We start from the raw sequence: 23,545 nt of genomic DNA, 5'->3' as shown, positions 1-23,545 counted from the left end.
TTACCTTCGACATTCATTTTATTAGGAAGCCAATGTCGGAGAAGCCATTCATCATTTATAAATCCTCTGCCGGATCGGGGAAAACTTACACGCTTACCAAGGAATACCTCAAACTTGCATTAGCCCAGCCTTATGCCTTCAAGTCCATTCTTGCGGTGACCTTTACCAACAAGGCAACACAGGAGATGAAGGAAAGGATTTTGGAGGTGTTGTCAAGAATGAAGCGGGAAATCCGTCCCAAGGTAGATCTTGATGCGACACTTCTTGCGCATTTCCAGATTACCCCCCTGGAACTGCAAGATAGGGCTCGGCAAACCTTGCTGGCCATACTTCATGATTATGGGAGTTTTTCTGTGAGCACCATCGACAGCTTTTTCCAAAAGGTGGTCAGGTCCTTTGCACGGGAGATTGATCTTCAGGCAAAATTCGACGTCGAGCTTGACCAGGATGCGGTGCTTTCCAGGGTGGTGGACCGGATCATTACCAAAGTGATGGATGACGAACTGCTTCACAAGTGGCTGGTAGACTATGCCCAGGAGCAGGTGCAGGAGGGGAAAAGCTGGGATATCAGAAAGGGGATACAGGGTTTGGGAAAACAGCTATTCCAAGAAGGTTTCAAGCAGCATCAAGGCGACATCAAAAGATTTCTGGCAGATCCCCAAAACGTACAGGATTTAAAGAGCTTCATTCAGCAGCAGAGGAAAAAGCTTTCGGATTATTGCTGCGAACTAAAAGAGGAGGCTACCCGAATTCGTACCGAGTACGGCTTGGAATGGACGGATTATAGTGGTGGAGGGCGATCTTTTGCCAAGAGATTTGAGGATTTGGGGGCTAAACCCTGCCCAGTGCCGGCTTTAACTGACGCCCAGATGAAAATGGTGGACAACCCGGAGGGCTGGGCTACCAAGACCAGTAAGAACAAAGATCTGATTGAGGCTTCCTTCCATGCCGGTTTGGGAAGGATAATTTCTGAATTTGGCACCTTAACTAGGAGCTGGAACACGCTTGAGGCTGTAAGGAAGAATTTTTATGTATATGGGATTTTCAAAAACCTGCTTGATGAGCTCATTGAGCTGAAAAACGATGAAAATATCCTGCTGATTTCAGATGCAAATGATTTTCTCAAAGAAATTACCAAGGAGAATGACGCTCCATTTATTTACGAAAAAGTAGGAAACCAATACCAGCACTTTTTAATCGATGAATTTCAGGACACCAGTGGCTTTCAATGGGAAAGCTTTAAGCCCCTTTTGGAAAACTCGCTGGCCGAAAATAAGACCAATTTATTGGTTGGGGATGTGAAACAGTCCATTTACCGCTGGAGGGGCGGGGAATTAAGATTGCTTTTGGAGGAAGTGGAGCGGCAAATAGGTGAAGAAAAGATCCGGGTGGAGAATCTGGAAACCAATTACCGGAGCCTTCCCAATATCATTAATTTCAACAATACAGTTTTTACCCAGCTCAATAAATTGCTGCAGGGCACTTTGAGTGAGAAATATGGGGAAGAGGCTGCTGGCATTCTGGCAAAAGCTTACGCTGATGTGGAGCAGAAGGTATCTGACCGAAAGTCAGCTGCTGCTTTCAAGGGGAAAGTTCGGATGGATTTTATTCAGGAAGATAAGGATGCGGAAGAAGGGGGCTGTGAGGCCCAGATGCTGCAAAAGCTGCCCCAAGTGGTGATGGAGCTGCAGGATAGGGGGTATGCTTTGAAGGATATCGCGTTTTTGGTGAGAAGGAAGTCTGAGGGGGAAAGGATTGTGCACACGATGATGCAGGCGGCAGAGGATTTTTCGGATTATAGGTTTGATGTGCTTTCAGATGAGGCCATGTATTTGGGGCAAGCTTCCTCGGTGAAGGCATTGGTAGCAGGGATGAAATATATTTTTGATACAGGGGACATGGTTTCCTACACCTCCATGTGGTATTTCCGCGGGGTGATTTTTGGGGAAAGTGTTTCGCATGAGCTTTTCAGCATTACAGAATTGCCGGCAACCTTGGAGGAAAAAGCCAAACAGTTGGCCGACAGGATCCCGCAGTTTTTGCAAATGCCCCTCTCCGAAATGTTGGAAGAATTGATCCAGATTCTGGATTTGGCAAAGGCAGGAAAAGAAAAGGCCTATATCTCTGGGTTTAAAGAGGCTGTATTTGATTATGTGGGAAAAAATAGAGCCGATCTTGCGGGTTTTTTGGAATGGTGGGAGGAAAACCAGCAAAAGCGCACCGTGAAGATACCCGAAAACCATGATGCCATGCGCATATTGACCATTCACAAGTCAAAAGGCCTTCAATATAAAGTAGTCCTCATGCCTTACTTGGACTGGACCATTTTTGATACCACCAAGGATAACATTTTATGGAGTCCATTTGAATTGGAGGGTCTTCCCTCGACCATCATCCCCCTGTCACTTAAAAAGGAACTGGCCAACTCGGCTTTTGAGCAAGTCTATGCCAGCGAAGAAATCATGGCTTATTTGGATACACTGAACATGGTGTATGTAGCCTTGACTAGGGCAGAGGAGGTGTTTTGGTCCTTTACGGCTTATAAAGATACCAGCAAGTCAAAATCACTGAATGCACTGGGTATAAATCTGCAATTGCTGCTCGAGCAATGCAATTCCGTGAATGCTGCTGTTAATCTACCAACATACTTTGACGGTGAGTCAAAGGTTTTTGAATTTGGTGAATGGGGGGAGAAAATTATTTCCCCAACTATCAAAACCGTCCCGACCGATTTGCGCTGGGATTACACCCCATGGCAGGAGCTGTTGAAAGTGCGTGAGCTTGACCAAAACTTGGAAGGCTCGGACGTGCTTGACCAAAAGAGGAAGTATGGTTTGCTTATTCACCGCCTCCTCGAGCATTCCAAAACCAGGGAGGAAGCCAACCAGTGGGTTGATTCATTCATGTTTGAGGGGGAAATCACACAGGATGAAAAAGTTATTCTCCAGAAACAGCTGGAAGTACTTTTTGAACAAGAGTTATTTAGAAGTTGGTTTGGAGGAAATGGAGTGCTGCTGGCAGAGCAGGGGATTATTCTCCCGGGTGGCGAGCAAAAGCGGCCTGACCGGGTGATCCTTAGGGAGAATTTGGCTGTCATCGTAGATTTTAAAACGGGGGAGGAAAAAAAATACTATAAAAATCAAGTCCAGGATTATATGGAGCTGGTCAGTGAGATTACCAAGTTACCGGCCAAAGGTTACCTCTGCTACCTGGAATCCGGGAGGATTGTGGAGGTGTCACTTGTGGGCAAGCAAGGTCAACTTTTCAATTAAACTCATTTAGCAATCATCAGGTATATGCATAGTTTTCTTAGAAATACAGCACAGGATATATTACAGAGTTTTCCCTTACTGAAAGATGTGACCGTGGTATTTCCCAATCGGCGGGCAGGGCTTTTCTTTACCCAGCATCTGGGCAAAATCATTGACAAGCCTCAATGGCTTCCGGAAGTCAAAACTATCGAGGACTTATTTTACGGCTATGCCGGGAATAGACCTGCGGATAACCTGACGTTGATCTTTGAGCTTTATAAGGTTTATCAAAAGCTGCACCCAGCCCCAGAGGAATTTGATCGGTTTTATTATTGGGGAGAAATGATCCTAAAGGATTTCAATGACCTGGACCAATTTCTCGCCAATGCTGAGAAGCTCTACCGTGATCTTTCGGAAATTAAAGAAATTGAAACTGATTTAAGTTACTTGACTCACGATCAAATTCGGCTGATAAGGGAGTTTTGGAAGTCTTTTAACCTTCAGGACAAAGGGCATCAGGATAAATTTCTGAAATTTTGGCAAATGCTCCATGGCCTTTATGTGAACTTTAAAGACGAACTGGAAAACAAGCGGCTAGCATATGGTGGGATGTTGTACCGAAATGTGATAGAATCCCTTGAGAGCATACCCAAACCAGACAGGCAATATGTATTTGTGGGGTTCAATGCTTTTACGAAAACTGAGGAGGTGCTTCTCAAGCATTTCATCCAAAAGTTTGGAGCAAAGATTTATTGGGATCTGGATGCCTATTACATTCAGGATTTGAATCAGGAGGCCGGCCTCTTTTTCAGGGAATACATGAAGGACCCTGTATTTGGTCCTACTTTCCCCGAAAACTTGCCTACGGAGATTGCTAACAGGAAAGCCAAGATAAAAACCTACGCCATTCCACTGAAGGTCAACCAGGCAAATCTGGTAGGAAAGCTGTTAGAGAAAATCAAAGGGGAGGAGCCCCTGGAGGAAACAGTGGTAATTTTGCCGGATGAGCAGTTGCTTTTTCCCACGCTACATGCCATGCCCCCCAATATTGACAAGATCAATGTAACGATGGGCTATCCGGTCAAAAATGCCCCTGTTTACGCATTTTTGGAAGGAGTGCTTGATCTTCAAAAATACACCAAGGTCGAGGAAGGGAAAGTCATGTTCTATCACAAGCCTGTGCGTGAACTTTTGGCCTCACCTTATTTGCAATTTGAAAATGCCAAGGAAGTACAGACCCTGTTGAAAAACATCCAAGAGACCAACCTGGTCTATGTGCCGCAGGAAATGCTGGCAAAGGTCAATGGGTTTTTCAAGATGCTTTTCGTAAAGCTTTCCCCTTCCCAGATATTTCCCTATCTGGGGGAAGTGATCAAGCGGTTGCATAGGCAGGCATCAGAGGAGACTCTGCAGAAAAGCTATTTGATGCAAACTTACAAGCAGCTAAACAGGCTAGGGGAGATTCTTTCCGGTCAGCAGGATGTGGGGATGAGCATGGATTTTTTCATCCGCATATTCCGTCAGGTTTTTAGGGAGGTCAAATTGCCCTTTGAGGGTGAGCCGCTGGCCGGTCTGCAGGTGATGGGGGTGTTGGAGTCGAGAAACCTGGATTTCCGAAGGGTGATAATCTGTAATATGAACGAGGAGAGTTTTCCGCCAGGCGGAGGGATGAATTCCATGATACCATTCAACCTTCGCAGGGCATTTGGCTTGCCCGTGCAGGAGCAGAATGATGCCATCTATGCTTATACCTTCTATAGGTTGATGCACAGTGCGGAGGAAGTTCATATGATCTATACTACTGCGGGTGACCAGGGCAAGGCCGGGGAGAAAAGCAGGTACATTCAGCAAATGGCTGAAGAAATGGATTTGGCCGAAGGGGCAATGGAAGAGGAAGTGGTGTTTGTGCCGGTAGACTTGAGCAAGTCCCAGCCTATATCCATTCCAAAAAACGAAAAGATTTATAAGTCTCTTGAAAGGTATGTGCTCAAAGAGGCCGGTGAACGAGTGACCGCCTTTTCGCCATCTGCCCTGAATGTCTGGCTCGACTGCAGGCTGAAATTTTATTTTAAGTATATCGCAGGCATGGATGAAAAGTCGACGGTGAACGAAGAAGTGGATCCGGCAGTTTTTGGAAATCTCGCCCATTTGAGTTTGGAGATTCTTTATCAAAATTACATTGAAAGGAAAAAAAGCGCCGTCATTGAAAAGACGGATTTTGAAAGATTGAAGCAACTGGTTTTTCCCTCCATTGAAAAAGCCATACGGAAGCAGTATTTTTTGGAAGACAATGCAGAGGTCAAGCTCAACGGCCAGTTGGCTATTGCCCGGGATGTGCTTCAGAAATATGTGTTGGGAGTATTGGCCATTGATGAAAACACGGCGCCATTTGAAATCATCTCCTTGGAGGCGGAGAAAAAGTACAGGACTGCTGTGGAGATAGACACGCCGGCGGGACTGAAGAGCGTGGCAGTGGGTGGGATCATCGATAGGGTGGACCGAGTGGGAGAGACTGTGCGGTTGATTGATTACAAATCAGGCACAGATAAGAAAACCTTTCCCGACATTCCCTCCCTTTTTGACAGGCAGCTCAAGAGCCGAAATAAGGCAGCCATGCAGACTTTGTTGTACGGACTTCTATATGACTCCAAGTTTCCTTCAGAAAACAGTCCGCTCAAACCAGCGATTTTCAACCTAAGGGAAATCTTCAAACCTGACTTCAATCCCTATCTTCAGGTGAAAGTTGGAAGAACTCAAGGGGAGGAGTTGAATGATTATAGATATCACAGAGAGGATTTCGGGTCGGAGCTCAGAAAGCTCCTCGAAGAAGTGTATGATCCCGAGGTGCCTTTTGACCAGACCGAGCATGAGGACAAATGTCGATACTGTCCTTATCAGGAAATCTGTGAAAGAGGATAAAATAAAAACAAGGGCCTTCCCAAAACGGGAAGGCCCTTGTTTTTTTAGAAGCTTTTCTTCTGCACTTTTTTGCTAAGCTCTGGGATGGCCATGAGTGCGGCTGATCCATACCATTGCACCAAATCCATTTTCAATACACCGGCCTTGATGGCGGGGTCCCGAGAAGTCAGCTCCTCGGCCTCTACAAGGGTGGCTACATTAAAAAGAAAAATACCCCGAAGTTCATCACCATCTATAAAAGGGCCGGCCAAAATGAGTTTGCCTTCAGCCGCCAGTTGGTTGATGTTTTCCATATGTCCTTTTTGAATTTCGGCTCTTTCCTCGGTACTGTATTTCTCCACCTGATCACCTCTTTTTAGGAAGGCCATTACATAGGTCTTCATTCCATAGTCATCTGCCTTGTATTGCTCGGCCAGCTTCTGATCGTAGGTCTCTTGGGCCATCAAGGTTTGGGAAAAAAGCAGGGTGAGAAGTAGGGGGCAAATCCTTAAAAGTTGTCTAATTATCTTCATAGGTAGGTAAAGTTTTGAAAGGCAATTTACCAAAATAATCTGATCCCTGATAGCAAAGTTTTACTCCCAAAAGCAGAAGCCCCCACTGAAAAGCAGAGGGGATTGTCAGACAAAGTTTCCCAAAATTACATGCTGAAAGGAAGAGATTAGGCCAATTTCCCAAAATGGCCCTGAAAGGCCTGAGTAAAATCAGGTAATTGATAAATGGGTTTAAGTAGATTGATTTAAATATTTGATTTATAAATTATAAAGCTTAATTTAGATTAATCTAAATTAGGCTAACCTAAATAATTACGCTTAGGCTAAATCAACTTTTTGCGCAATTTTGCCGTATTTGAAGCCATTTTTTCCTACATTCGATATCGTATTAATTCGAGCCAAAACCATATTATGAGTTCCGATAAAATCAAGACCGTGGTCATTGTGGATGATGATAAAGTGCAGCATATGATCAACCGGAAAATTCTCTTGCGAAGCTGTCCCGATTTGTGTCTTCAGTTTTTTGAAAGTCCCCTTACAGCTTTGGATTGGCTGGCCGAAAATCAGGCAGATCTTTTGCTGTTGGATATCAATATGCCCGAGATGAAAGGCTGGGAATTTTTGGAGATTTTGGAATCCAAATCCATAGAGCTGGATGTGAAAATGCTTACCTCAAGTATGGACGCCGATGATGTGGAGAAGAGTAAAAAATACAGGTTGGTCAGCGGTTTTTTAATTAAGCCATTGAACAAAAATGAAGTAGAAGTGCTTTTGAATTGAGAAAGACAACTTTTATGCTTTTTTAAGAGACTTCTAAAGTGATATTTAGTAGTTTCGCATTTTGATTTCTAGTAAAAGATGGCAGAAAAAACAGCTGAGAAGAAATATATCATATCTAAAAAAATAGACCAATTCTTCATTGACCTGGCGAGTATCTTCAGGTTTATGAAGCGCTTTTTTGTAGAAGTGTGGTTGCCGCCTTACGAGTTTAGAGAGGTGATTCGCCAATGTTATCAGATTGGGGTCAAATCCCTTCCTCTGATATCCCTCACTGGCTTTATTGTAGGGATAGTGTTTACCAACCAGTCCAGGCCCTCGCTGACCGAATTTGGGGCCACCAGCTGGCTACCTGCCCTGATTTCTATTGCCATTGTAAGGGCCATGGGACCTTTGGTGACGGCACTGATAGCTGCAGGAAAAGTCGGTTCCAGTATTGGTGCGGAGATCAGCTCCATGAAAGTGACCGAGCAGATTGATGCCATGGAGGTATCCGCGACCAATCCTTTCAAGTTTTTGGTGGTGACCAGGGTTATTGCCTGTACCGTCATGATTCCACTACTGGTAATGTATGTGGATTTTGTGGCCCTTTTGGGAGCCTTTTTGAATGTCCACCAAAATGAACTTACCAGTCTGACCACCTTCTTTGTGGAGGTTTTTGAGGCGCTTACCTTCTTGGATATCTTTTCATCCATCATAAAATCTACCGTATTCGGCTTTACCATAGGGATCGTGGGCTGCTATAAGGGCTACACATCCTCCAAAGGAACCGAAGGGGTGGGGAAGGCAGCCAATGCATCCGTGGTAATGGCTATGTTTCTGATCTTTATCGAGGAGCTGTTGGCTTTGCAGATTGTTAACTTCTTTAGATTTAATTAAGCCATGAGGGAGAAGGTAATTGAAATAAAAGGGCTTACAAAATCTTTTGGGGACCTGCATGTGCTCAAAGGGGTGGATCTGGATCTTTATAAGGGAGAAAACCTGGTTGTGCTGGGTAAATCCGGTACAGGTAAGTCTGTTTTGATTAAGATTGTAGTTGGGTTGTTGACCCAGGATGAGGGTTCGCTGAAGGTATTTGGTCAGGAAGTGAACAGCCTGCCAAGCAAGGAGTTGGATAAATTGAGGTTGAAGATCGGCTTTTCTTTCCAGCACAGTGCGCTTTATGATAGTATGACGGTGAGGGAAAATCTTGAATTTCCCTTGGTGAGAAATGTGAAAACCATCACCGAAAGTGAGAAGGAAAAAAAGATTCATCGCGTATTGGAATCTGTAGGCTTGAGCCAGGCCATTGACCAGATGCCGTCTGAGCTTTCCGGTGGACAGAAGAAAAGAATCGGTATTGCCAGGACTTTAATTTTGGAGCCCGAAATCATGCTCTACGATGAGCCCACAGCCGGTCTTGACCCCATTACCTGTGGCGATATCAACGACCTGATCAATCAGGTGCGGGATGAATATAAGACTTCTTCCATTGTTATTACCCACGACCTTACCTGCGCCAAAGTAACCGGTGATAGGCAGGCGGTTTTGCTGGATGGCAAGTTTGGGGCAGTGGGAGAGTTTGAAGAAGTGTTTCATTATACTTCAGATGATAGAATTAAGGCGTTTTATGATTATAACTTCATTAATTGATGAAAAGTGAAAATAGAAAATCCGTTATCGTAGGCATTTTCACCTTGATCGGGATAATTATTCTCGTGGCGGGTATCATGACTTTGGGCGGGCAGCAAAAGAAGTTTGTCAAAAGCTTCAGAGTAAAGGCCGTATTCGATGATGTTGCCGGTCTGCAGGTAGGTAACAACGTATGGTTTTCAGGTGTGAAAATCGGGACCGTCCGAAAAATCAATTTCTATGGGGATTCCCAGGTGGAAATTGAGATGAATATCGAAGAAAAAACCCGTGAGTTTATCCGAAAAGACTCCAAAGCCACTATTAGCTCTGACGGTCTGATCGGTAACAAGATCATTGTCATCTATGGGGGAACCACTCAGGCTCCAACTATTGAAAACGATGACAGGCTGGTCTCGGTGATGCCGCTGGATACCGATAAGATGATGGAAACCCTTCAGGAGAATAATAGAAACTTGGTTTCTATTACTAATGACCTAAAGAACCTTACGGGCAAAATCAGCGAGGGTGAGGGGATCATAGGGGCTGTGCTTACGGATAGTCTGCTTGCTGAGAATTTCCGAAACATGCTAAGCAACCTTGAAAGCACCACGGTCAATAGCAACCAAATCACGGCAGACCTATCACGCTTTGCTTCAAAAATGAATCAGGAAGGGACTTTGCTTGATAACTTGGTGAAGGATACCACCGTGTTTAAAAGCCTTCAGGCAACGGCTAAGAGTTTGGAAAGTACCACCGAGGAGGCTTCTGCTGCCGCGGCTAATTTCAACGCAGCAAGTGAGAAAATCAAGGAAACAGACAATGCCCTGGGGATGCTTCTGAATGACGAGCAATTTGCACAATATCTCAAAGGGACCTTGGAGAATCTGGAATCAGGTACAGATAGACTAGATGAAAATCTTGAGGCTTTACAGCATTCTTGGTTGCTTAGGAGGTATTTTAGACGTCAGGCCAGACAGCAAGCGGCAGAAGAGGCGAATTAATAAACGACGTTTCAGATCATATAAAATACATTTCAATTGGTTGAATTTACAATTGATTTAAAAAGCCTGAGTATACTTACTCGGGCTTTTTGTGTAGGGGTGAGATTAAAATGAGGCCTATAAAATTCTTCCAGAAGAAGAAAACTTGCCTGCACAGGCAGGTCTATGAATCTTATCTTTCTGCCATTAGGTGTGAGTTTGTAAGATCCCAAACTGAACTCTGAGAAACGCCGTGTCTCTTTTCATTCCACGAAGGGGTTTTTGTTTTCATACTTTGTGCCTTTATTTTATGCTTTCGAATGGGTAATTGGAACGGTTTAAATCGTAATGACCCCGTCTTAGAAGGAAGCTCCGAATACTACTACGTCGAACTCAGCCTCCCGTTCTTCCGTCTCCCGTCTTCGGTCCCAAAATCCAAATCTTTCTCCGGCCAAAGCATCGTTTAAGGTTTTAATTCCGTGAATAAAATTAAAGCCTGACATCAGGTAACTTGGTATAAGTTTTACTTAATCAAGCTTGTATATTTACTTTGGCAACCTATTTTTTGGCATAAGGAACATGGATTTTGAAGTTTGTGATTTTTCTTAAAACAAACCTCTCCATGGGAGGTTAATTTTTTGCCGGCTTCACTTTTCCTTCCGGCCATGAGTTCAATCTTTTAAATCTACCCCATTCATATGTCTTTGGATCCATATCAAATCAAGCGTTCTCTTTCAACCCCACAGGGTGATCTTACTTATTGGAGTCTATTTGAGCTTTGCCAGCAGGGTAAAAGCATTCAGAAACTGCCTTTTAGCATCCGTATACTCCTTGAAAATGCCCTCCGCAACTTTGATGATTTTGCCATTACAAAAGAGAATATTGACACGATTCTCAATTGGTCTCCCAGCCCTTCTGATAAAGATATACCATTCAAACCGGCGAGAGTGCTGATGCAGGATTTCACCGGTGTGCCGGCTGTAGTGGACATCGCCTCCTTGAGAGCCGAGGCTGTCCGGAAGGGTAAAGATGGGCAGAAGATAAACCCGCTTATCCCCGTTGATCTTGTGATAGATCACTCGGTTCAGGTGGACTATTTTGGAACCAATTATTCCTATAAAAAGAACGTAGATGTAGAATATGAAAGAAACGGCGAAAGGTACCAGTTGCTAAAATGGGCGCAGACCGCATTTGACAATTTCTCGGTAGTGCCTCCGGGCATGGGCATTTGCCACCAGGTAAATTTGGAGTACCTCGCCCAAGGGGTAATTGTAAGGGACGGTCAGATTTTTCCAGACACCTTGGTAGGCACCGACTCCCATACCCCCATGGTGAATGGAATTGGCGTAGTGGGGTGGGGTGTTGGCGGGATTGAGGCCGAAGCAGCGATTCTGGGCCAGCCTATCAATTTTATCATGCCGGAAGTAGTTGGGCTCAAACTAACAGGCTCTTTGCCGCTGGGGACTACGGCCACGGATATGGTGTTGACCATTACCCAGCTGCTCAGAAGCCATGGGGTAGTGGGCAAGTTTGTGGAGGTCTTTGGGCCGGGGCTGGATACCCTGTCGGTGCCGGACCGGGCCACTATTGCAAATATGTCTCCTGAGTTTGGCTGCACAGTGACATATTTCCCCATAGATGACCGCACGCTTGACTACATGGCCAAAACCAACCGAAGCGAGGAGCAGATCAAGCTGGTGGAGCAATACTGCAAGGAAAACCTGCTTTGGAGAAAAGATGAGGAGCAGATCGAATACTCAAGTGTAGTAGAATTGAACTTGGACAATGTGGAGCCAACCGTAGCTGGACCAAAGAGACCACAGGATAAGATTTTGCTTAGGGAGTTCAAAAGTAAGTTTGGTGAAATCCTGCAGGATGTTCACGGCAGGGAATACATTCCAATAGATAAAAGAGATGTGAGCAGGTGGTATGAGGAAGGGGGGAGCAGCCAGCCAACTGAGCAAGCCTCCAGTATGCCTTCCGATGTTGAAATTGAAACCAAACTTCGGGATGGACTTAAAACTGTCGTGGTAAAGCTGCATAATGAGAAATTTGCACTTCACGACGGCTCTGTGGTAATTGCGGCCCTCACCTCCTGTACAAATACCTCCAATCCAAATGTGATGATAGGGGCGGGTTTGGTAGCTCAGAAGGCCAGGCAGCGTGGACTGGATGTAAAACCTTGGGTAAAAACTTCCCTTGCTCCAGGATCGAAGGTAGTAACCGACTACCTGATAAAAGCCAACCTGCTTGATGATCTAGAGGCATTGAGATTTCATCTGGTGGGGTATGGTTGCACTTCATGCATTGGTAACAGTGGTCCTCTGCCAAAGCATATAGCCAAAGCGGTGGAGGAAAATGACTTAGTGGTCGCTTCTGTCCTTTCGGGTAATAGAAACTTTGAAGCCAGGGTACACCCCCAAGTTAAAATGAATTATCTCATGTCGCCAATGCTGGTAGTGGCCTATGCATTGGCAGGGAGGGTGGATATCGACCTTAACTCGGAGCCGTTGGGCTACGATCCCAATTTAGAGCCGGTGTATCTCAAAGATATCTGGCCTAGCAATGAGGAAATTTTCGAAGTGGTGAGCAAGGTGCTTAGCCCGGGGGATTTTGAGAAGAATTATGGGGAGATATTTGAAGGTAATGAGCAGTGGAAAAACCTAGAAGCACCCAAAGATCCTGTTTATCAATGGAATGAAAAGTCCACATACATTAAAGAAGCCCCGTTTTTTGATGGGATTTCGGAAGAAATCGCAGAACCCAAGGATATTAAAAATGCACATGTGCTCCTAAAGCTAGGGGATAGCATTACTACCGATCATATTTCTCCGGCAGGGGCATTTTCGGAGGTCTCGGCTGCAGGCAAATTCCTTTTGGAGCGTGGGGTGCCTAAGGAGAATTTCAATTCCTATGGATCCAGAAGGGGAAATGATGAGATTATGGTGAGAGGTACATTTGCCAATGTGAGGATAAAAAATGAGCTTTCTACCAAGGAAGGTGGCTATACCATCCACATCCCAAGTGGTGAGGAGATGAATGTGTATGATGCTGCCCAGAAATATAAGGAGACAAATACCCCATTGCTGGTATTGGCAGGCAAAGAATATGGAAGCGGGTCATCCAGGGACTGGGCCGCTAAGGGTACCAGCCTGTTGGGGGTAAAAGCGGTATTGGCAGAAAGCTACGAAAGAATCCACCGCAGCAACCTGGTTGGCATGGGAGTGCTTCCTCTCCAATACGCAGAAGGTGATAATGCCGAAACGCTTGAACTTAGTGGAAAAGAAAAGTTTTCCATAGAAAACATTGAAAGTGGTTTGGAAGTGGGAAAGAGGCTTTTAGTCCACGTGGAGAATGAAGATGGGCAAAGAAAAAGTTTTGAAGTTATCAGTAGGCTCGATTCTGGCATTGAAATTGAATACTTCAAACACGGAGGTATCCTGAATTATGTTTTTCGTCAGTTTTTACAGCGTGACAATTCTTAAAGGATGTTTTTTTATAAAGTTTATTGATATTTTAATTATTTAAAGGAGGTAATCATGTTAAGGAAAATTTGTGGTGTAGCACTTTGCGCTATCGCGTTGAGTAGTTGTACATCAGACGACCAAAGAGACTACAGCGAAGTCTATGTCCCAGAGATTTTGGAAATTGCACCAGTGGAAAGAATCCAGCAACTTGAAAGAATGAATTTTATCATGCACGAGGGCAAAACACCTCCTCAGGTTTCGGGATCTTACAAAGCCAGCCCTTACTATATGACAGCCAGTAACGAACAAAACTGGACTTACCAGTCAGGTGAGCGGGTAGAGGATTATTATTACCGATTCAGGGACCAAAATATGTCCGACTTGTCCATTAGAATGGATGTAAGGGGAGTGGATCCTGAGTTTGAAAACATTGTGTACGATTCTCCCAATGAGAAAAGATACATGTCAGGTAACGGCAACAAGTTTTCTGCTTTTTCAATAGTTGAAAACTATTACGTGTACCATGAAAGAGATAGAATTGACACTGCCCGGTTCAGAAGCCTTGAAGTGGTGAGTGCGGAAGTGTCAGATGAAGGATTGAGAAATTATCAATATGCGTTTGTAATGTTGGATAATTATGGTGATCCTTTGAATAAGTTAGCGCAAAATGATGCCACTAGAATATTCTATGATGGTGATAGAATGGCACAAGCCCATCCGTTTTTTGAAGGTGAAATGGCCGATGATGAGGTTGGGGTAAGAAGAAAGTTCAGACCATTGGAAAGACAAGATATTGATCAGTTTTAAGGATTTTTGAGTTCTATATTAATTCAACCCGTTGCTAAAAAGCAGCGGGTTGTTTGTTTTTAATTAAATCTGAACGATAGGGGGTAATAAACCCAGGCGTCTTTTGGGTTGAATAGAGACCCTCAAAATATGGAACATATTTGAATTCTAAAAATCCGGGTCAGATTTTAATCTCCAAACCCCCGCAGAAGATTTCGCCAGTCGAATATAAAACCGTATTTTTATGCCTTTAAACCATTAAACCGATTTTAGATGAAAAATATTAACCCCACCCAAACTCAGGCTTGGAAACAGTTGGATATTTTTGCCCAAAACAAAAAAGACCAGACCATCAAGTCTCTTTTTGCCCAAAGAGATAGATTCGAAAAATACCATATACAATTTGAAAACATCCTGGTTGATTTTTCCAAAAACATGGTGGATGATGAGACTTTTAAGGTTTTAAAACAACTAGCCGAAGATGTTGACCTTAAGTCAGCGATTAAGGCAATGTTTACAGGTGAGGCCATAAATAAGACAGAAAATAGAGCAGTATTGCACACAGCCCTCCGAAACCGGTCCAATATTCCTATTAAGGTGGACGGTGCGGATGTGATGCCTGATGTAAATGCTGTTTTGGAAAAAATGAAGGCATTTGCGGATAAAGTGGGAGCAGGGGAATGGAAGGGTTACACGGGTAAGCCAATCAAATCATTGGTCAACATCGGTATCGGTGGGAGTGACCTGGGACCAGTGATGGTGACTGAGGCATTGAAGCCTTACCAAAAAGAGAACCTTGAGATTTTCTTTGTCTCCAATGTAGATGGCACGCACATGGCTGAGACCTTGAAAAAGGTTGATCCTGAAACGACTTTGTTTTTCATTGCTTCCAAGACTTTTACAACCCAGGAAACCATGACCAATGCCCATACGGCAAGGGATTGGTTTTTGGATAAAGCAAAGGATGAGTCTGCGGTAGCCAAGCACTTCGTTGCCCTTTCCACCAATGGCAAAGCGGTCAGCGAATTTGGTATCGACACCGATAATATGTTTGCCTTTTGGGACTGGGTTGGTGGAAGGTACTCCTTGTGGTCCGCCATCGGGTTGCCCATAGCATGTGCAATTGGGTTCGACAATTTTGAGAAACTATTGGATGGCGCCCATGCCATGGATAAGCATTTCAGAAATGAGCCTTTCGAAAAGAATCTTCCGGTGATCCTTGCCTTGATCGGAATCTGGAATACCAACTTCCTGGGAGCAACTTCCGAGGCTATTTTACCCTATGATCAATACCTGCACAGATTTGCCGCCTATTTCCAGCAGGGAAATATGGAGAGCAACGGAAAATATATCTCTCGTGACGGGGAAAAGGTCAATTACGGCACGGGACCGATCATTTGGGGCGAGCCAGGCACCAATGGGCAGCATGCGTTTTATCAATTGATCCATCAAGGAACTCACCTGATTCCTTGCGATTTTATCGCTCCTGCGATTTCTCACAATCCGATTGGTGATCATCACACCAAGCTAATGTCGAACTTCTTTGCCCAAACAGAAGCTTTGATGAATGGTCAGAGTTTGGAAAAAGTAATGAGTGAGATGGAGAAGGCTGGAAAATCAAAAGAAGAGATTTCGGTGATTGCTCCTCATCGAGTATTTGAAGGCAATAGGCCTACAAATTCTATTTTGGTCAAAAAGTTGGATCCATTTACCCTTGGTGCCTTGATCGCCATGTATGAGCACAAGATTTTTGTGCAGGGGGTAATCTGGAATATATTCAGTTTTGACCAGTGGGGGGTAGAGCTTGGTAAAGTGCTAGCTAAGGAAATCCTACCGGAACTGGAAAATGAGGAGAACATCGAATCTCATGACAGTTCTACAAACGGATTAATCAACGCATTTAAGCAAATGAGAAAATAAATTAAAAAGGCCTGCAGAACTCTTCTACAGGCCTTTTTTTATTTCCACTTAAAAAGGAATTTTATGGCATCATTGAACTCTCTGGCCCAATACCACTCTTTATGCTCGCCGTCTTCATGTATAAGAGACTTGAATTGACTCTGGGTTAAAACATCGGTCAGAACGGATTCAGCTTTTACCTGATCCTTGGGAAAATCCACTTCACCGTAGACTTCCTTTGCTCCGCTGATCATATAAATTCTAGTATCGGAGCTTATTTTCTCCAGATATTCTCTTTCAATGGTTTTGGGGTTAAACCAAAAGGCGGGCGAAAATATCCCGGCTACCGTAAAAACTTCTGGAAATTCGGCTAATGCCTGAATGGAAATCAGTCCGCCAAGACTACTTCCCATAATACCAACTTTGTCTTTATCAATATTAAAATTTGAATTGATTACAGGCATGACTTCCTCCAGGATAAAGCTGAGGTAATCCTTGCCGTTTCCAGAGGAATGGTCGGGGTTATAATAATAGGAAAGTTCTGCCATCCTTTTCTCCCCTCCATTTGCAATACCCACTACGATCAACTCCAATCCCTCTTTTTCCAAGACAGATAGGTTTTCCTGAAGCTGCCAGGTCCCTGCATAAGCGAGGGAGTCATACCATAAATTCTGCCCATCATGCATATATAATACGGGATAGGTTTTCCCGGAGTCATAGCCAGATGGCGTGATGATCCAGATATCTCTGGCTTCCCCTAGGTGCTCACTGAAGATTTTTTGATGGGCAATCTTTTGGGCAAAGCCTAAAGTAGAAATAAAGCTCAATATGATAACTAGAAGCGATTTCATTTAATGTTTGGGTTTTTGGAACTAGGTTCAATCAGGTCCCAAAGGTTGCCATAAAGATCCTTGAAGACAACCACTTTCCCGTATTCTTCATTCACAGGGCCCCGCACAATTGGAATGTTGTGAAGATTTAAATTTTCTAGATCCCGCTCAAGGTTGTCTGTGTAGAGGAAAAGAAAAACCCTCCCCCCTGCCTGATTGCCGACATAGTTCAGCTGTTCTGGATTGGCCGCTTTTGCGAGTAAAAGGGAGGCACCACCGCTTCCTTGTGGCTTTACCACCACCCATCGCTTGGTCTCCGATAGCGTGGAGTCTTCCACAAGGATGAACTTTAGCTTTTTCACATAAAATTCAATGGCCTCATCATAATCCCTCACCAGTAATGACATTTGAACAAACCGTTGGTTCATAACTCTAGAATTGAAAGCTGGTTTTTGCCTTAAAAATACGCCTTACATATAAGAAAAGTATGATCATAAGTGAAAAAACTGGAAATTAGGCACGTAATTCCAAAATTCAAACCTGTTAACATGCGTTTATTATTAATCTTATTATTGCTATTTCCTTTTGGTCTCATGGCCCAGCAAATCTCAAGCACCTACTTGGATGAGTCGGGGGTCATCCGCTGGTCTGAAGATGAAGCCGAGGTAAAAGGGTTCGGTGTGAATTACACGGTTCCTTTTGCACATGCCTATCGGACTGCCGAAAGGTGGGGCGTGAATCAGAAAGAGGCCATTGACAATGATTTGTACCATTTTACCCGCCTGGGTTTTGATCTTTATCGTGTACATGTGTGGGATACGGAGATCAGCGATTCATTGGGAAACCTGCTGGGAAATGAGCACCTCGATCATTTCGACTATTTGATCCACAGATTAAATGAACTGGATATAAACTATGTAATCACCCCGATTGCCTTTTGGGGAAACGGATGGCCGGAGCCCAATGAGGATACACCCGGCTTTTCTGAAAAATATGGAAAGGATGAATGTCTTACCGACCCCAATTGTATTAAGGCCCAAGAAAACTATTTGACCCAATTCATGAATCACACCAACCCTTACACTGGTGTAGCATATAAGGATGATCCCCGCCTGATAGCTGTGGAGGTAAGCAATGAGCCCCATCATAGGGGTGAGGCTGCGGAAGTTCAGAAATTTGTGCAAGGCATGGTGGAGGCCATTCGTGCCTCGGGGACCGAAAAGCCGATATTTTACAATGCCAGCCATGGAACTCATTTCATTGAGGAATATTTTGAAGGGGGAGCCCAAGGTGGTACTTTCCAATGGTATCCCACTGGTCTGGGCTACAAGAAAGAAATTCCAGGCAACCTGCTACCAAATGTAAACGACTACCATATTCCATTTTCGGAGGCCTTTGAAAAACATCATGCGGGCAAGCTCGTGTATGAGTTTGATGCTGCGGATGTGGGGCGTACCTATATCTATCCGGTGATGGCCAGGTCTTTCAGAACGGCGGGTATACAGATTGGGACGCATTTTTCCTATGATCCCACTTTTATGGCTGATGTCAATACCGAATATGACACCCATTACATGAATCTGGCCTACACACCAGGTAAAGCAATTTCCTTGTTGATTAGCGGCGAAGTTTTTCGCAAAGTGCCCATGAGAGCGGAGTTTGGGAATTATCCCCAAAACCTCGAGTTTGATGATTTTACAATTGACTACCATTCCGACCTTGCTCTTTTCAATTCGGGCAAAAAATATTTCTACACCAACGCCCAAGAGCATGAACCCAAGAATATTTCCTTGCTCCAGCAAGTGGCGGGCGTAGGAAACAGCCCCTTGATTAAATACCAGGGGACTGGAGCTTATTTTCTGGACAGGCTTGATGAGGATAGCTGGCGACTGGAAGTGATGCCTGATGCAATCTGGGTGGAGGATCCTTTTGGGAGAAACAGTCCAGACAAAATTTTGGCTGTAATAAATTGGGCGAGCCATTCCATGCGCATCAACCTTGAAGGTTTGGGGGAAGATTTTAGTATCAAAGGTATCAATGATGGAAATACTGTGGATGTGACCGCAGAACAAAAATCATTTGAAATCCAACCGGGCACCTACGTTGTACAACGTGCCGGCTCATCGAAGTCATGGCCTGCAGATGAGGATTTTGGCAAAGGAAAGTTGGGCGATTTCTATGCCCCGAAGGCAACAGTAGAAAAATCCTATTTGGTGCATAAGTCAATTGAATCGGCATCCTTGGATCAACCTTTGAAAATTGAAGTAAAGTATGTAGCTAAAGAAAAACCAAAAGCAATCAAAATCCAACCTGGATTTAGGGATCCAATAGCGTTGGAAGAGGTTAAGCCATACCACTACCAGGCAGAAATTCCTGCAGATTTATTATATGAAGGCTTGTTTGAATACCACTTGATAGTGAAAAATAAAGACGGCAAAAACATTACCTATCCGGCAGGAAAGGAAGGACGACCTTCTGATTGGGATTTCTATGATCGTGAGGCCTACAAAGTGAATATTACCCCTGCCGAATATCCTATTCATCTCTTTGATGCCAAATCGGATTCAGAGTGGCTGGTAAGGCAGTGGAGGGAGGGGTTCCGGCTAGTGCCAACCAAGCATTCCACGGAATTTGAATACCAAATGCCCATTGAACAGCTATTTGTGGAAGACCCAGAAAACCTGAATGCTGAGCCGATCTACGATTATAGCTTCAAGCATTTTATACTGGATGCTATAAAAGGAAGGAAAAACGATCTTTCCTCTAAAAACAGGTTGGTCTTGAAAGGCCGTTCTTTGGAGGAAAAGCCCCTAAATCTTCAGGTTGCGTTTGTGTTGGATGATGGAAGCGCCTATGGGTGCATGGTTGAAATAGGAGCAGAGATGGGAGAGTACACTTTGGATCTGAATTCTGTTCAACCGGTGAAAACGGTTACCTTACCAAGGCCTTATCCAAGTTTTCTTCCTTACTATTTTGAACATGATCTTCCTGAGGATTTTGATATCACTAGGGTCGAAAGTCTGCAGTTTTCGATAGGGCCTGAGCTAGATGAGGATGAAAAGAAGGCTTCCCATGGATTGGGGATTATTTCCATCCGGCTAGAGTAATTAGGCTTTCTTCAGATCTGCCATTATATCCGAAAAACCTGATGCAATTACAGCAGCAGAAAGGCCAAAAAGCATGATGGTAATAAAGGCGACAATGGATACTATAAATCTGCCCAATACGGTGGCGGGGGCCATTTCTCCAAAACCCACAGTAGAGATTACGCCCATAAGCCAATACATGGTGGTCGGCACATCAGAAAACTCCTCCGGTTGGGCGGAGTTTTCTGCATAATAGAGCAGTATGGAAGAGAGTACCAGAAAGAAGAAGGTAAACAAACTGAAGATAACCAGATAGCTGAGCCTCTTTTTGTAGACCTTGTACATAAAGTCAAGGGAGTCAGTGAACCTCACTAGTCGCAAAATGGCGAAGATTCTGAACAGCCGCATGATTCGGAAAAACCGGAGATCCAGTCCAAAAAAGGGGAGATAAAATGGTAAAATAGCCAGCAGGTCAATTACCATCATGGGAGAGGTGGCAAATTTGAGATTTCCTTTTGCGGAATTAGGGTAGTCGGGGTGCATATTGCCCGTCCAAACCCTGCCCAGGTACTCGATGCTGAAAATAACGATGCTGAAAACTTCAAAACCATTGAAGAGCGCGGGACTCCATTCATAAATATAGTCCACAGACCTCAATACGATGCCCAAAACATTTAAAAAGATCAAGGAGATGATGAACACATCTATCCACCAGCTGGCCGAACCTGTTTGCTCAGGAGGTGAAAGTAAGTGATAAGTTTTTTCCTTCAACTTTTTCATGGGCAAAAAATAGGCTCAATGACTCCCATATTCATAAAATAATGGGGCAGGCTATGGTGTAATTATTTGCAAATGCAGAAAATAGCTATTAATATTCCTACTTGTATAAAGCCAAAAGCAACTCAAAAGTTTTTTGTTTTGTGTGCCCATCCGGGAACCAGGCTTTTGGTGATTATTAACTGTTAGAAAATCAATCAATTAACGTGGGTGAACTTATAGTCAATTTCAGTAATTGGATTTGGGATACCCCTATGCTTATCTTATTGATGGGTGGGGGATTAATATTATTGGCCTATTCAGGCTTTTTGCCTTTTCGAAAACTAGGGCATGCCATGAAGGTAGTCAGGGGAAAATACGACGACTCCAACATGCCCGGCCAGATTACCTCCTTTCAGGCGCTTTCCGCAGCGATTGCCGCTACCGTGGGCCTTGGGAATATAAGCGGGGTAGCCATTGCCATTAATATGGGTGGGCCTGGCGCCATCTTTTGGATGTGGATGTCTGCCTTTGTGGGTATGGCTACCAAGTTTTTTACCTGTAGCCTTGCTATCATGTACAGGGGCAAAGACACTGCTGGGGTGATCCAGGGTGGTCCCATGTATGTCATTGAGGAGGGAATGGGCCGAAAGTGGAAATTCCTTTCCATCATCTTTTGCGTGGCGGGGATACTTGGTCTGTTGGCTATTTTCCAGGCTAACCAGTTGACAGCAACGTTTAGGTTTGTACTTCTTGAGCCTGCCGGACTCGATAGGGGGGCGACTTCACGTTGGATAATCGGTATCAGTATGATGGTCATTGTGGCAGGTGTGATCTTGGGGGGGATCAAAAGAATCGCCCTTGTGGCCTCCAAACTTGTTCCTTTCATGGTTGGACTTTATTTCGCTACCGTTTTACTCATTGTTTTCAAATACATCGGCGAGGTACCTGCTATGCTATGGCTTATCGTTGAGGATGCCTTTACGGGCAATGCCGTGATGGGCGGTGCTGTTGGAGCCGTGATTGTAACCGGGGCAAGAAGAGCTGCCTTTAGTAATGAGGCCGGAATCGGTACTGCACCGATGGTACACGGTGCTTCCAGAAACAACGAGCCCGTTAGAGAAGGCTTGATCGCCATGCTGGGACCGTTTATCGACACCATTGTGGTTTGTACCTTGACCTCTTTGGTTATCCTATTGACTGGGGTATGGCAGACCACCGAAAATGATGGTGTAAGATTGACTTTATCTGCATTTGAGATGGCCTTGCCTGGTTTTGGGAAGTACCTGTTGATGACAGCGGTGTTGGTTTTTGCCTTTTCTACCATGTTTACCTACAGTTATTATGGGCATAAATGCTTTAATTACCTCTTTGGAGCTAAAAAAGCCGATTATTATAACTATTTTTACTTAATAACAATCGTGGCAGGGGCGGTGGCCTCTCTTGAGGTGGTGATCAGTTTTGTGGATGGGATGTACGCTATCATGGCCATTCCGACCATGATTTCGGCAATTTACCTTTCTCCAAAGGTGAGGGCCGCTACGAAGGATTATTTCAGAAGAATGAAGGAACTGGATGTATGAAAATCTTAATCGCACCGAATGCATTTAAAGGCACCATGAAGGCCGGTGAGGCTGCTGAAATCATTCGGACTGCGATCCTAGATAAACATCCTGATTATGATATCAAAGCATGTCCCATTGCCGACGGAGGTGATGGGACATGTTTGTTGTTAACCCAAGCCATGGGGCTTGAAAAGCGGGAATTGCTTGCCTTGGATCCCCTGGGGAGACCTGTCAAAGGTTTTTATGGTTGGGACATAGGGAGTGAAAAAGCCTTCGTCGATGTGTCGACTGTTTCCGGGGTTGGCTTGTTAAAAGCCGAAGAAAGGGATCCTTTCATCACCTGCACCTACGGAACGGGGGAATTAATCAAAGCTGCTTACCAAGAAGGAGCCAGGGAAATCGAACTGGGGCTGGGAGGCAGTGCCACCATTGACATGGGTGTCGGGATTCTTAATGCCCTGGGCTTCAAATTTCTGAATCAATGGGGGAGGGAAGTAGCCATGTTTTCCCCTTATTTTTTGGACAAAATCAAATTCATCCAAAGGCCTATTGAAAAGCTCAACTTAAAATTTAGCCTGCTCTGTGATGTGCAAAATCAATTCCTTGGACCAGCGGGTGCCGTGCCTGTCTTTGGACCGCAAAAGGGCCTGGAGGCTGAAAGGGTGGAGGAAATGGAAGGCATTACAGCGCGTTTTTTTGAAATGCTGCAGGAAAAAAGCCCATTTGAGCTGGAAGATAGGCCGGGATTTGGTGCAGCAGGCGGAATTGCGTTGGGCTTGAGTGCTTTTTTCCCCACAAACTTGATAAGTGGGCCCGAATATTTCTTTGCCAAAGTAGGTATGGAGGAGAAAGTGAAATGGGCTGATTTGGTTATTACCGGGGAAGGCCGATATGATGAACAATCTGCTGAGGGGAAAGGAAGCTTCATACTGCTGCAGATTGCCAAAAAACACGCAAAACCCATACATTTAATTACTTCAGGTGAGATACCCGGTCCTGGTTTTGACGAAACCATTTTTTTACCGCCACTTCCTGAAAAGGGGGATAGTGAATCTGCCAAAAAGTTTCTGCTTCAGTCGGTTACAGATTTTTTTAAAGAAAACCCTCCAGAGTAGGCACAAAAAAAA

Annotated in this window: 17 protein-coding genes; 12 read left to right on the top strand and 5 right to left on the bottom strand. The window is 44.4% G+C overall.

The genetic code is table 11. The annotated features are described in order from the left end of the window. Positions 1 to 32: 32 nt before the first annotated feature. Both KI659_RS12210 and KI659_RS12205 read left to right on the top strand, forming a co-directional pair. The gene (locus KI659_RS12210; protein WP_213945633.1) at positions 33 to 3,272 is read left to right on the top strand and encodes a UvrD-helicase domain-containing protein; all 3,240 of its coding nucleotides are present in this window, start codon (positions 33 to 35) and stop codon (positions 3,270 to 3,272) included. 24 nt (positions 3,273 to 3,296) lie between these two features. Then, positions 3,297 to 6,170 (top strand): PD-(D/E)XK nuclease family protein, encoded by a 2,874-nt coding sequence (locus KI659_RS12205; protein WP_213945632.1) that lies wholly within the window; start codon positions 3,297 to 3,299, stop codon positions 6,168 to 6,170. Between the two features lie 44 nt (positions 6,171 to 6,214). Here the strand turns inward: KI659_RS12205 and KI659_RS12200 are convergent, their stop codons facing one another. Beyond that, positions 6,215 to 6,682, bottom strand: coding sequence for a YciI family protein (locus tag KI659_RS12200; protein WP_213945631.1), 468 nt, complete (start codon positions 6,680 to 6,682; stop codon positions 6,215 to 6,217). A gap of 390 nt (positions 6,683 to 7,072) precedes the next feature. On the opposite strand from KI659_RS12200, the gene KI659_RS12195 reads away from it, so the two are divergent. The 4 genes from KI659_RS12195 (at position 7,073) to KI659_RS12180 (ending at position 10,050) form a co-directional block, all read left to right on the top strand. Further along, complete coding sequence (locus tag KI659_RS12195) at positions 7,073 to 7,441, top strand: response regulator (protein ID WP_213945630.1); 369 nt, start codon at positions 7,073 to 7,075, stop codon at positions 7,439 to 7,441. Positions 7,442 to 7,519: 78 nt separating this feature from the next. Continuing rightward, positions 7,520 to 8,317 (top strand): MlaE family ABC transporter permease, encoded by a 798-nt coding sequence (locus tag KI659_RS12190; RefSeq protein WP_213945629.1) that lies wholly within the window; start codon positions 7,520 to 7,522, stop codon positions 8,315 to 8,317. 3 nt (positions 8,318 to 8,320) lie between these two features. Continuing rightward, positions 8,321 to 9,070 (top strand): ABC transporter ATP-binding protein, encoded by a 750-nt coding sequence (locus KI659_RS12185; RefSeq protein WP_213945627.1) that lies wholly within the window; start codon positions 8,321 to 8,323, stop codon positions 9,068 to 9,070. Further along, positions 9,070 to 10,050 carry an MlaD family protein gene (locus KI659_RS12180; protein ID WP_213945626.1) on the top strand — a complete coding sequence of 327 codons (981 nt, stop codon included), beginning with the start codon at positions 9,070 to 9,072 and terminating at the stop codon, positions 10,048 to 10,050. The genes KI659_RS12185 and KI659_RS12180 overlap by 1 nt, the downstream gene beginning before the upstream one ends. Positions 10,051 to 10,388: 338 nt before the next feature. Here KI659_RS12180 and KI659_RS12175 read toward each other — a convergent pair whose 3' ends face one another. Beyond that, positions 10,389 to 10,532 (bottom strand): hypothetical protein, encoded by a 144-nt coding sequence (locus KI659_RS12175; RefSeq protein WP_213945625.1) that lies wholly within the window; start codon positions 10,530 to 10,532, stop codon positions 10,389 to 10,391. Positions 10,533 to 10,727: 195 nt separating this feature from the next. On the opposite strand from KI659_RS12175, the gene acnA reads away from it, so the two are divergent. From acnA to pgi, 3 genes are all read left to right on the top strand, one after another. Further along, a complete protein-coding gene (gene acnA / locus KI659_RS12170) occupies positions 10,728 to 13,514 on the top strand; it encodes an aconitate hydratase AcnA (protein WP_213945624.1) in 2,787 nt (928 codons plus the stop codon). 54 nt (positions 13,515 to 13,568) lie between these two features. Next, complete coding sequence (locus KI659_RS12165) at positions 13,569 to 14,303, top strand: hypothetical protein (protein WP_213945623.1); 735 nt, start codon at positions 13,569 to 13,571, stop codon at positions 14,301 to 14,303. Positions 14,304 to 14,555: 252 nt separating this feature from the next. After that, entirely contained in the window at positions 14,556 to 16,202 is a 1,647-nt protein-coding gene (pgi, locus tag KI659_RS12160; protein WP_213945622.1) for a glucose-6-phosphate isomerase, read from the top strand. Positions 16,203 to 16,240: 38 nt separating this feature from the next. Here pgi and KI659_RS12155 read toward each other — a convergent pair whose 3' ends face one another. Then, complete coding sequence (locus tag KI659_RS12155) at positions 16,241 to 17,032, bottom strand: alpha/beta hydrolase (RefSeq protein WP_213945621.1); 792 nt, start codon at positions 17,030 to 17,032, stop codon at positions 16,241 to 16,243. After that, positions 17,029 to 17,439 (bottom strand): VOC family protein, encoded by a 411-nt coding sequence (locus tag KI659_RS12150; protein WP_213945620.1) that lies wholly within the window; start codon positions 17,437 to 17,439, stop codon positions 17,029 to 17,031. Before KI659_RS12150 ends, KI659_RS12155 begins: the two co-directional genes overlap by 4 nt. Before the next feature lie 120 nt (positions 17,440 to 17,559). On the opposite strand from KI659_RS12150, the gene KI659_RS12145 reads away from it, so the two are divergent. Then, positions 17,560 to 20,118, top strand: coding sequence for a glycoside hydrolase 5 family protein (locus KI659_RS12145; RefSeq protein ID WP_213945619.1), 2,559 nt, complete (start codon positions 17,560 to 17,562; stop codon positions 20,116 to 20,118). Here the strand turns inward: KI659_RS12145 and KI659_RS12140 are convergent, their stop codons facing one another. Next, positions 20,119 to 20,877, bottom strand: a complete 759-nt coding sequence (locus tag KI659_RS12140) for an ion transporter (protein ID WP_213945618.1) — start codon at positions 20,875 to 20,877, stop codon at positions 20,119 to 20,121. Between the two features lie 203 nt (positions 20,878 to 21,080). Between KI659_RS12140 and KI659_RS12135 the strand changes: the two genes are divergently transcribed. Both KI659_RS12135 and KI659_RS12130 read left to right on the top strand, forming a co-directional pair. After that, entirely contained in the window at positions 21,081 to 22,436 is a 1,356-nt protein-coding gene (locus KI659_RS12135) for an alanine/glycine:cation symporter family protein (protein ID WP_213945617.1), read from the top strand. Further along, entirely contained in the window at positions 22,433 to 23,533 is a 1,101-nt protein-coding gene (locus tag KI659_RS12130; protein ID WP_213945616.1) for a glycerate kinase, read from the top strand. The genes KI659_RS12135 and KI659_RS12130 overlap by 4 nt, the downstream gene beginning before the upstream one ends. The last annotated feature ends 12 nt before the right edge of the window (positions 23,534 to 23,545 follow it).

This window comes from Litoribacter ruber (genome assembly GCF_018449405.1).
Classification (GTDB): Bacteria; Bacteroidota; Bacteroidia; order Cytophagales; family Cyclobacteriaceae; genus Litoribacter; species Litoribacter ruber.
Note: the sequence above shows the minus strand (reverse complement) of the source record. Positions and strands in the feature narration are given on the sequence as shown.